Source organism: uncultured Plantibacter sp., from assembly GCF_963518075.1.
In the GTDB taxonomy this organism is placed as follows: Bacteria; Actinomycetota; Actinomycetes; order Actinomycetales; family Microbacteriaceae; genus Plantibacter; species Plantibacter flavus_A.
On sequence record NZ_CAUQHZ010000009.1, the window covers coordinates 158,171 to 168,707 of the forward strand.

The 10,537-nt window shown below is 69.5% G+C and carries 6 protein-coding genes and 1 pseudogene; 1 reads left to right on the forward strand and 6 read right to left on the reverse strand.

Features of this window, described 5'->3' with window-relative positions:
- Nucleotides 1-49: 49 nt before the first annotated feature.
- The 5 genes from RWN05_RS12290 to RWN05_RS12310 form a co-directional block, all read right to left on the reverse strand.
- The gene (locus tag RWN05_RS12290) at nt 50-457 is read right to left on the reverse strand and encodes an SseB family protein (protein WP_064294318.1); all 408 of its coding nucleotides are present in this window, start codon (nt 455-457) and stop codon (nt 50-52) included.
- A gap of 125 nt (nt 458-582) precedes the next feature.
- On the reverse strand, nt 583-1,248 hold the full coding sequence (locus RWN05_RS12295; protein WP_314139721.1) for a hypothetical protein: 666 nt from the start codon (nt 1,246-1,248) through the stop codon (nt 583-585).
- Between the two features lie 110 nt (nt 1,249-1,358).
- Nucleotides 1,359-6,272, reverse strand: a complete 4,914-nt coding sequence (locus RWN05_RS12300; RefSeq protein WP_314139722.1) for an ExeM/NucH family extracellular endonuclease — start codon at nt 6,270-6,272, stop codon at nt 1,359-1,361.
- A gap of 260 nt (nt 6,273-6,532) precedes the next feature.
- Nucleotides 6,533-7,051, reverse strand: a complete 519-nt coding sequence (locus RWN05_RS12305) for an amino-acid N-acetyltransferase (protein ID WP_064294321.1) — start codon at nt 7,049-7,051, stop codon at nt 6,533-6,535.
- 250 nt (nt 7,052-7,301) lie between these two features.
- Nucleotides 7,302-8,678 carry a glucose-6-phosphate dehydrogenase gene (locus RWN05_RS12310; RefSeq protein ID WP_314139724.1) on the reverse strand — a complete coding sequence of 459 codons (1,377 nt, stop codon included), beginning with the start codon at nt 8,676-8,678 and terminating at the stop codon, nt 7,302-7,304.
- 283 nt (nt 8,679-8,961) lie between these two features.
- On the opposite strand from RWN05_RS12310, the gene RWN05_RS12315 reads away from it, so the two are divergent.
- On the forward strand, nt 8,962-9,888 hold the full coding sequence (locus tag RWN05_RS12315; protein WP_064294323.1) for a Ppx/GppA phosphatase family protein: 927 nt from the start codon (nt 8,962-8,964) through the stop codon (nt 9,886-9,888).
- A gap of 127 nt (nt 9,889-10,015) precedes the next feature.
- Here the strand turns inward: RWN05_RS12315 and RWN05_RS12320 are convergent.
- Nucleotides 10,016-10,537 (reverse strand): annotated as a pseudogene (locus RWN05_RS12320) (NDP-hexose 4-ketoreductase); the annotation flags it as partial.

Sequence of the window (10,537 nt, forward strand, 5' to 3'; positions counted from 1 at the left end):
TTGTGAACCGCAGACGCCGCCGAGAGCACGACCTGCGGTCGGGGTCGGGCTAGTCGGCGGCCGGCGCCTCGAGCTCGAGCACCCGCAGCAGTTCCTCCGGCGACGCCTGCAGCGAGTGCGGGCCGGCGACGTCGAAGAGCACCGTCTCGATGTCGTCACCGTAGGTGCGGAGGAAGCTCGCGAGCCAGACACCGTCGTGCAGACCGACGTAAGGAGGCAGGGCGGCCGGCTTGTTCTTCGCATCGGAGAAGAGGAGCAGCGCGAGCCTCGCAGTCTCAGGCTGACGGAACATCCAGACCTCGCCGGTCTCCGTCGGCTTGTCGGGGTTGCCCGGCTTCATGAGCGGGACGACGAACCGGCCGTTCCGCAACGCGAGTGCCACGGCCACCATGTCGCCGGCGGCGAGGGCCGCGGCCAGGGGCTCGGAACGGAACTCGGGTCGCTTCTGCTTCGCCATACGTCCATTGTCGCAGGCCGGTGCGGGGCCGCGGGTCGAGCACTTCGACAGGCTCAGTGACCGAGGGCGACTCAGCGACCGGGAGGGCGGCTCGGGGACCGGGACGGCTCGGCGAGCAGGTTCGGTCAGTTGAGCAGGAACTGCGCACTGTCGGCGGAGGCGAAGCCACCGATCGACGTGTTCAGGTGGTACGAGGCGCCACCGGCGGGCACCGGGTCCCGCGGCTGGTCACAGGTGTCGGGCGCCGACCGCGTGCGGTCCCAGGTGATCGGCGGGTTCGACGAGACCGTCTTCCCCGGCTCGAGGAGCACCTGCTGATCGCTCGGTGCCGTCTGGCAGTCGGTCGACGTCCAGTACGGTTCCTCGCCGCTCGAAACGGTGAACACCTGCTGGCTCGTGCCGGCGTTCATCGTGCACGCGGCAGAACCGGTGTTCGTCACGCTGAGCGAGAGCTGCGGGAGTTCGTCCGCCGCGAAGCTCGTCCCGTTCACGACGGCCTCGACGCGGATCTGATCGGCCGTGCACGCGACCGCCGAACCGGGGTCGGTGGTCGCGGCCTCATCGATCGGCGCGGCCGTCGACGCCTCAGGAGCCGGCGTCGGCGCGGGGGTCGCGGTGGGCGTCGGGGGCGACGTCGCGGCCGTGTTCTCGGTGCCCGGACCCGACGCGAGACGGACGATGAGCACGATGACCAGGACGATGACGGCGAGCAGGACACCGAACACGATCAGCCTGCGTCGCCAGTAGACGGCGGGCCGCTCCGGTCCGCGGGGATTCGTGAGGCTCGACATGCTCACAGATTAAGTGCAGTGGCGCGGAAACGCCCGATGCCCCGCCGTCGGTGCGGACCGTGGTCCGACCGATGACGGGGCATCGGGATGGTGCTGAGTGGTGCGAGCGCCTAGAGCTGCTGCGCCGAGCGACGACGGGCGATCACGAGCGCGAGACCACCGACGAGGAGCAGCGCGGCGAGCGCCGTGTTCCCCCACGGCTCGGCACCGGTCTTGCTCAGGCTGCCGTCCTGGCTTCCGCCGGCCGTTCCCGAACCGGTCCCGCCGCCTGCACCGGGCTGGGTGCCCGGGTCGGTGCCGGGGTCGACCGCCGCGGCCTGCACGACGATGTCCTGCCAACCGATCACGTTGCCGTCGGCATCCTGGACGACCAGGCGGTGGGCACCGACCGGCGCGTCCTCAGGAACCGTGACCTGCACGTTGCCGTCCGCGTCGACCTGCACGAGGCCGTCGCTGACGAGGATCGGGTCGGAGTGCAGCCAGACGCTGACCCAGGTGCCGGCGTACTCCTTGCCGACGTGGATCGTGGCGAGCTTGCCGATGATGAAGTCGGTGATCGCCTTGATCAGGTCCTTGAGCGCCTGGATGAGCGCGGATTCCGGAGCGGGCGTCGGCGGCGTGACCACCGGCGGCGTCGCGACCGTGAGCGGCACCGTCAGCGTCGTCCCCGACTCGAGTGCCGTGAGGCGCACCGTCGCCGCGCCGTCAGCGGTACCCGCCGGGACGGTGAAGGACACCGTCGCGGCCCCCGCGGTGACCGGGGCCGTCCCGATCGGCGAGCCGTTCAGCTCGATCGTCAGCGAGGTGTTCACCGGGCTGCCGGTCGAGGTGAGGTCGAGCTTCGCGACGTCGAACGAGACCGTCTTCCCTGCGGCGACCGCTGCGGTCGGCGCGTTCGTGACCTGCACGCTCTGGCGGGCGAAGTCCGGGGACACCGGGCTGTTCGCCGTCAGGTAGGCGATCCACGCGTCGCGGTCGACGAGACCGGAGTCACGTGTGTCCGTGCCGTTCGCGAACTCTCGGAAGTTGTCGCCACCCTGCAGCAGGAAGCTGAAGGAGCCGATCCGGTAGCTCTTGCTCGGGTCGATCGGAGCGCCGTTCACCGTGATGCTCGTGATGCGCTGTCCCTGGGCCTTCGTGGGGTCGAACGTGTACTGCACGTTCGACGACAGTCCGAGCTGCAGGTACGGACGGGACGGCACGTTCCCGGCCGCGTCGAGCTGCCACTGCTGCTCGAGCACGGTCTTGAACTGCGCACCCGTGAGCGAGGTCGTCCACAGGTTGTTGAGGAACGGCAGCACCGCGTTCGCCTCGGCGTACGTGATGTCGCCCGCGAGGATCTCCTCACGCATGCCGCCCGGGTTGACGATGCCGATGTCGGCTCCGCCCCGGTCGGCACTCGAGAGCGAGGCGCGGAGGGAGTCGGCGACGAGCGCACCGAGCGTCGACTCGGCGCCGCGGTCGTCCTTCACCCCGTTGTTGAACGCGCGGGTGATGTCGGCCGTCGCCTCACCGATCTTCTGGTTGCCGATCTCCGCCGCGACCGCGAGGGCCTTGTCGGTGATCGTCTTGACCGTCGCGACCGCGGGGAACTGCTTGACCAGGTCGGCCTCCGCCACCGTGGTGCGTGCGACGTTCTTCGCCGCGTAGGCGGTCACGTCACCCGACGCGCGGTCGACGGTCAGCGTGATCTGACCGATGAACTCGCCGTAGCTGCCGGTCTGGAGCACCGGGCGGGTCTTGCCGGTCACGCCGGGGATCGGAGCGTCCCACGCGTACTGCTTGTGCGTGTGGCCGGTGAAGATGGCGTCGACGTCCGCGCTCGTCGTGGTGACGATCTCGGTGAAGGCGCTCTGTTCGGCGAGCTCCTGCTCGAGGGTCGCGCCGTCCGGCGTGCCGGCTCCAGCACCCTCGTGGTACTCCGCGACGATGACGTCCGCCTCACCGTTGGACTCGTCGCCGTCGGTCAGCTGAGCCGCGACGCGGTTCACGGCCTCGACCGGGTCACCGAAGTCGAGGTCGGCGATGCCGGCGGGCGACACGAGCGTCGGCGTCTCCTGCGTGATGGCGCCGACGACGGCGACCTTCACCCCGTCGATGTCGAGGATCGTGTACTCCTGGAGCGCGGGCTGCTTCGTGCCCTTCTCGTAGACGTTGGCACCGAGGTACGGCCAGGCCGCGTTCTTCCCGTCGGCCATGACGCGGTCGACGAGGTCGCCGTAGCCCTGGTCGAACTCGTGGTTGCCCACCGCGGAGGCCTTCAGACCGAGCGCGTTCAGCACGTCGATCGTCGGCTGGTCCTGCTGCGCCGACGAGGCGAAGAGCGAGGCGCCGATGTTGTCACCAGCGGAGATGAACGCCGTCTGGTCGGGCGCGAACATCGCCTTGAGCTGCTCGATCGTGCCCGCGAACTTCGTCGTGTTGGCGTCGATCCGACCGTGGAAGTCGTTGATGTTGAGCAGGTTGACGGTCGCGGACTCGCTCGCGTCGGCGCTGATGCCGACGATCACGGGGTCGTGGTCGCTTGAGCGGAACATGTCCGGCACGTTGAAGTCGGTCACGTTCGCGTTGTAGCGGGAGTACTCGAGGGCGATCGACTCGACGGAGTTGATGTTCCACACGTCGGCACCGGTGACGCTCTGGTCGGCTTCCGGCGACGCGAAGATGTGGTCGAGGGATCCGACCGCGCCTTCGTACGCGTAGGTGTACTCGCCGGTCTTGGCCTCCTGGCTGATGTAGCCGGCGTCGCGGAGCACGTCCAGCGGGTCCTCGGCGTCGTAGGAGTTGAAGTCTCCGACGAGGAAGACCTTCTTCGTGCCGACGTCCTTCGAGACCGTGTCCGCGAAGGTCACGAGGGCCTTGGCCTGACGCGTGCGGTCGCCGGTGAAGGCGCCCTGCCCGGTGTTGGCGTTGTCACCGGTGGCCGCTGCCGAGGTGCTCTTCGACTTGAAGTGGTTGGCGATCACGAGGAAGGTCGCGGCGTCGTCCGCCCCCTTGGGCTTGAACGCCTGCGCGTCGGGCTCACGGGCGTTGTCGAACGCGGGCGAGTCGAGCAGGATGCGCGATTCACCGACGGTCTCGACGGTGGCCGACTTGTAGATGAAGGCCGTGCGGATGACGTCCTCGTCCGCGGGGACCTTCGCGGGTGAGGGGACGAACGTCCAGGTGCCCTCGCCGGCATCGGCGTTGAGCGCCGCGGTCAGCGTCTTGAGGGCGTCGTCGCGGTCGAGCCCGATCGAGGCGGAGTTCTGGATCTCCTCGAGCGAGACGACGTCGGCGTCCAGGGCGTTGATCGCGGAGACGATCTTCGCCTGCTGACGGGCGAGGCTCTCGGCCGTCGCCGCTCCCCGGACGCCACAACCGGAGGCGTCGGAGTTGTTCACCGTGGTCTTGCCGCCCTGACGGTCGGTGTAGAAGGTGCACCCGGTGCGGGAGTCGCCGGTGGTGGCGAAGTAGTTGAGGACGTTGAAGGTCGCGAGGGACACGTCGCCACCGACACCGCGAGGTGAGGTGGAGCGGGTGTTCTCGAACGTGGCCGGCTGCACGGTCGCCGTGTTGGCACCGGTCAGCTGCTGCGTGGGCTGGAACTTCCAGTTGCTGTTGCGGAAGTCGAAGACGACCGGAGCGGTGAAGTCGACGGCGGCACCGACCCGGACGGGCGCGGTGGTCGAGAGGTACGGCAGCGGGGTGCCGGTGTTCTCCGCCTTCGAGAAGTCGACGGTCGCGCCGTCGTCGAGGACGACCTTCTCCGCCGGGACCCGTGCCGCGGCGGCGAGCGCCTCAGCGGAACCGGGCTTACCGAGGACCGTCGGCGTGACGAACGGCGTCGTCGACGCCGCGAGCGCGATCTCGCCGTAGCGGTTCGTGCTGTAGTTGTCGGTGACCGTGTAGTCGCCGGCGGGGGCGAGCAGCATGCCCTCGAGGCGCTCGCGCTCCTCGTCGGTCGCCGGGAAGGCGACACTCGCGGCGGTCGGTGCGGTGACGCCGGTGGCGTCCAGTGCCGTGACGGCGGCCGCGTCCGTGACCTTCAGCTGCGTCAGGCCGTAGTACTCGTCCACGACGCCGGTGACCTGCAGGTACTGGCCGACGGTGACGGAACCGACGGTGGCCGGCGAGTAGACGAAGACACCGTCGGACGCGAGGTGCGTCGCGGGGTCGATCGCTCCACCGGTGCCCGCGGTCTGCAGGTAGTAGCCGTTGAAGCCACCGGTCGGGAAGCTCGCGGTGACGAAGCCGGTGGTGGTGACCGTCTGGCCGACCATCGTGCTCGCGGCGCCGGTGCCCTGGATCTGGGCGATCGTCGCCGTGCCGGGCTCGACCGGGGTGGTCGGGTCGGTGGGTTCCGGGGTCGGCTCCGGGGTGGGCTCGGGGTCGACCGGGGTGTCGCCGGCGCTGTTCTGCGGGGTGACGGTGTCGCTGAGCGTGAAGTCGGCGGCGTTGCTGTCGGTGTCGGCGAACGCGGTGCGCGCGATCGACTTCGGGACGCTGTTGCCCGACGGCGACGGTGAAGCGGCCGTCTCGAAGGTGTTCGACGTGCCGTAGCCGAGGAGGTCGACGATGGCGGGGTCACCCGTGACCGACCCCGTCGGGAGCGTGACCGCTGTGGTCGAGGCGACGAGCGCGAGCGTTCCGTTCTGGCCCTGGGGGCTCAGGGTGCTCGTGACGTCGGGGGTCGGCAGCGCGACGCCGTTGGCACCGTTGGAGGAGCCCGACACGAGGTAGTAGCCGCCGGCCGCGATGGAGCCGGTGAGGGGCACCACGGTGGAGGAGGCGCCGACGCCGTCGAGCTTGCGGTACTGGATCGACCAGCCGCTGACGTCGACTGCCGCGTCGCTCGGGTTGTAGAGCTCGACGAACTTGTTCAGGTAGGGCGCGTTCGCGCTCCCGCCCGAGAGGTAGGCCTCGTTGATGACGACGCCGAGGCCGTCGGTCGAGGCGACGGCTGGTGTCGCCACGAGGGGTGCGGCGACGAGCCCGGCAAGGGCGGCGAAGGCGGACAGCCTCCACGGGTGTTTGAACGACATGTGGCTCCGAATCGAGGGCCGTCCTCGTTCGGAGCGCGCGACAACGCACCCCCCATTCGAGGCACAGACGATGGGTAGTGCCTCACAAGCTAACCGACATGCGTGACGGAAGACCACCGCGAATGTGAACGGTACGTAAATCCGGGCCTGCTCATGTGAGCAGCGGGTTCGCGCCGGGAATCGGAGAAAGTGCTGATCAGCTCGGCGATGTGAACGGTCTCACCGGTCGCTCCGACGAGCGCCAACCTTCAAGCTGTGGTTCAGAGCAGCTTGAGCATCCGGGTGTTACCGAGCGTATTCGGCTTGACCCGCGCGAGGTCGAGGAACTCCGCAACACCTTCGTCCGACGAGCGCACGAGCTGTGCGTAGACCTCGGGTGGGACGATCTCCTCGCCGATCTCCTGATAGCCGTGTCTCGTGAAGAAGCCGGTTTCGAAGGTCAGGCAGAACAGGCGACGCAGGCCGAGCTCGATCGCGTCGTGTTCGAGGCGCTCGACGAGCGCGTGGCCGACCCCGGTACCGAGGTGGTCGGCGGAGACGGCGAGCGTGCGGACCTCGCCGAGGTCCTCCCAGATGACGTGCAGCGCGCCGCAGCCGATGAGTTCGCCGTCGGGCGTCTCGGCGACGCGGAACTCCTGGACGGCTTCGTAGAACACGACGTCGTCCTTGCCGAGGAGGATGCGCTGCTGCACGAGTGGTTCGACGAGCGCCTGGATGCGGCGGACGTCGCTCGTGCGGGCGCGACGGACGACATACCCCTGCTGAGCCTGCTCGACCATCCCGCCTCCTCCTGTCAGAACCTCCGAGCAGTCTACTGACGCCAGCGCGGTGCTCCCGACCCAGCGCGGGTTGGTGGGCGCCAGCGCGCTCGCGCGAGCGCTGCCGAAGCGGCGTGAGCGCTACCCAGCCGCGCGAGCGCAGGCCTCCAGAGGGGCGCGCTCGGTCCAGTGGGGCGCGCTCACGTCAGCGCACCGCGCTGGCGCCGGACGCCGGACACCGGAGTGACGACATCGGATCACGAGGTCTGGATCAGTGCCAGGACCTCGGACCCGCGGTGCCGGCCGGGTAGGTGTCGATCGACACCTCGTCCTTGCGCCACGCCTTGAGGACCGGCGCGACGATCCGCCAGCACTGCTCGGCGACGTCACCGCGCACCGACAGGGTGGGATCACCCTCGAGGATGCTCGACAGGACCTCGCCATAGGCGCTGAGCTGCCCGGCCTGGAGTTCCGCGTGGAGGGCTACCGGGTCCAGCTCGAAGGGGTCGTCCTCACCGTTGATCATCAGGTCGAGGTCGAGCGACGCCGGCTTCAGGCCGATGCGGAGCCGCGCCGGGGTCTTCATCCCGTGCAGGCCGGACGGGAGGTGCGGCACCGGCTTGAAGGTGAAGACGATCTCCTGACGGGTGTCCGCCAGCGCCTTCCCGGACCGCAGCACGAACGGGACACCGGCCCAACGCCAGTTGTCGATCGCGAGGGTCATCTCGGCGAGCGTCTCCGTGTGGAGCGACGGGTCCACGCCCTGCTCGTCGACGTAGGCGGGCAGCTCGCGGTCGCCGATCGTCCCGGCGCCGTAGCGTGCACGTCGGCTCTCCGTGCCGTTCGTCTTCCACGGTCGGGTCGCCCGCAGCACCTGGGCCATGCCGCCACGTAGATCCTCGGCATCGACGCTCGCCGGTGGCTCCATGGCCGCGAACGCGAGGACGAGGAGCAGGTGACTCTGGATCATGTCGATCAGGGCGCCCGCGCGGTCGTAGTACCCGGCGCGACCCTCAAGCGCCAGCTGCTCGTCGAAGACGATGTCGACACGTTCGACGTTGTCGGCGGAGAGGAGCGGTTCGAAGATGCGGTTCGCGAAGCGGAGGCCCAGCAGGTTGAGGACCGTCGACTTGCCGAGGAAGTGGTCGACGCGGAACACCTGCTCCTCCGGCACCAGGTGCTGGAGCAGGCGGTTGAGCGAGCGGGCGGAGGCGTAGTCGGTCCCGAACGGCTTTTCGAGGGCGAGCATGATGCCCTTGGGGAGCTCCAGCTTCCGCAGCGCCTTGCACGCGAGCAGGGTGATGGCGGGCGGCAGGGCGAAGTAGAGGGCGACGTTCGGTCCGGCAGCCGCGAGGACGCGTTCCAGTGACGCCGGGTCGGAGACGTCGGCCTGCACGTAGGTGGTCTCGGCGACGATCGTCTCGGCGAGCTTCGACGGGGCCTCCGAGAAGGCGGTCTCGACGCGCTTCCTCCAGGCTTCGTCGCTCGACTCGGACCGGTCGACTCCGATGAGGCGCACCGCCTCGCCACGCGGGGAGGCGAGGAGCGACGCGAGTCCAGGCAGCAGGAGTCGGGCCGTGAGATCGCCCCCGGCACCGAGGATCACGAGGGTTCGAGGGGCGGAGGATTCCGAGGTGGCGGCGGTCATGCGGCGATCCTACGCGGTGCGCCGACGAGGTCGCGCGGCCTTGCGTCCTCCCGAGGTCCACCCCACCCCGACCCAGCGCGGTGCGCCGACGCGAGCGCAGGGTTCTGGGCGTCAGCGCGGTGCGCCGACGCGAGTGGCGCCGGATCGGCCTCACCGCGGGTCCAGCGCGTGAGCGCGCCCCTCCGGAGGCCCGCGCTCACGCACTGGACCCGCGCTCACGTCAGCGCACCGCGCTGGCGACCGACCACAGCGGACGCAGGCGAGCAGGCAGTACTGTGAGCGCATGCGACTCGGAGTCCTCGACGTGGGATCGAACACCGTCCACCTGCTCATCGTCGATGCACACCCAGGAGCGCGGCCGATCCCCCAGTCGTCGCACAAGTCGGTGCTGCGGCTCATGCGATACCTCACCCCGGACGGATCGATCAGCGATGAGGGCGTCGCCGTCATCCTCGAGTCGATCGGTGCAGCGGCAGCGATCGCCCGCGAGAGCGGCCTCGACGAACTGCTCTCGATGGCGACCTCGGCCATCCGTGAGGCGACGAACGGGCCGGAGGTCCTCGCCCTCGTCGAGGAACGGACCGGCATCGCCCTGCAGGTCCTCTCCGGTGACGACGAGGCGAAGCTCACCTTCCTCGCCGTCCGCCGCTGGTACGGCTGGTCGGCCGGCGAGATGCTCCTCCTCGACATCGGCGGCGGCTCACTCGAGATCGCAGCCGGCGGTGACGAGTATCCCGATGTCGCGATCTCCCTCCCGCTCGGCGCCGGCCGCTCCACCGTGGGCTTCCTCCACGACGACCCGCCGACCGCCGCACAGCAGGAGGCACTCCGCCTACACGCCCGCGAGGTGCTCACCGCAGCACTCCCCGCGTTCGCCGAGGAGCCCGACGCCCATCACGTCGTCGGGTCGTCCAAGACCATCCGCTCCCTCGCACGCCTCGCCGGCTCGGTGGCCGACGGCATCGGAGGCACCGAACGGTCGCTGCTCCGGCGCAGCCAGCTCGACGACTGGATCCCCCGGCTCGCCCGCATCCCGGCCGAGGCCCGCCCCGCGCTCCCCGGGATCACGGCCGACCGCACCTTCCAGATCGTCGCCGGCGGGATCGTCCTGTCCGAGGCGATGGCCGCCTTCCGCGTCCGCGAGCTCGACGTCTCCCCTTGGGCGCTCCGCGAGGGCATCATCCTCCGGTACCTCGACCGCCTCGGCTGACCGCCATCGTTCGCTCGCCCAGGTTCGGGCGAGTGAGCGCCGAATCGCCCGAGGATGGGCGAACGAACACGTCCCGGCACGACGAAGGCCCCCACTCCGCGGAGTGGGGGCCTTCGGTGACTCGGAGCTATTCGCCCGTGATCGCGAGATCCGGCGTGGCCGAACCCGTACCGAGCGACGCCTGCGCGTTGACGCCGGCACCGACCGACTCACCGCGAGCCGAGGTCGTGAAGGCGAACGCGCCGTTCACGAAGTCGACGTGCACGTGGTCGCCGGCATTGAGCTCGCCGTGGAGGATCTGCTCGCTGAGCTGGTCTTCCACCTCGCGCTGCATCGCACGACGCAGCGGACGAGCACCGAGGGTCGGGTCGAAACCGACCTCGATGAGGCGCTCCTTCGCCGGCAGCGTGAGCTCGATCGTCATGTCGCGGTCGAGCAGACGCTCCGAGAGACGCTTCGTGAACAGGTCCACGATCTGCAGGAGCTCCGGCTTCGACAGCTGCGGGAACACGATGATGTCGTCGACACGGTTCAGGAACTCGGGCTTGAAGTGCTTCTTCAGCTCCTCGTTCACCTTGCCGCGCATGATGTCGTACCCGGTCGAGGCGTTGCCCTCGATCTGGAAGCCGACCGGACCACCGGCGATGTC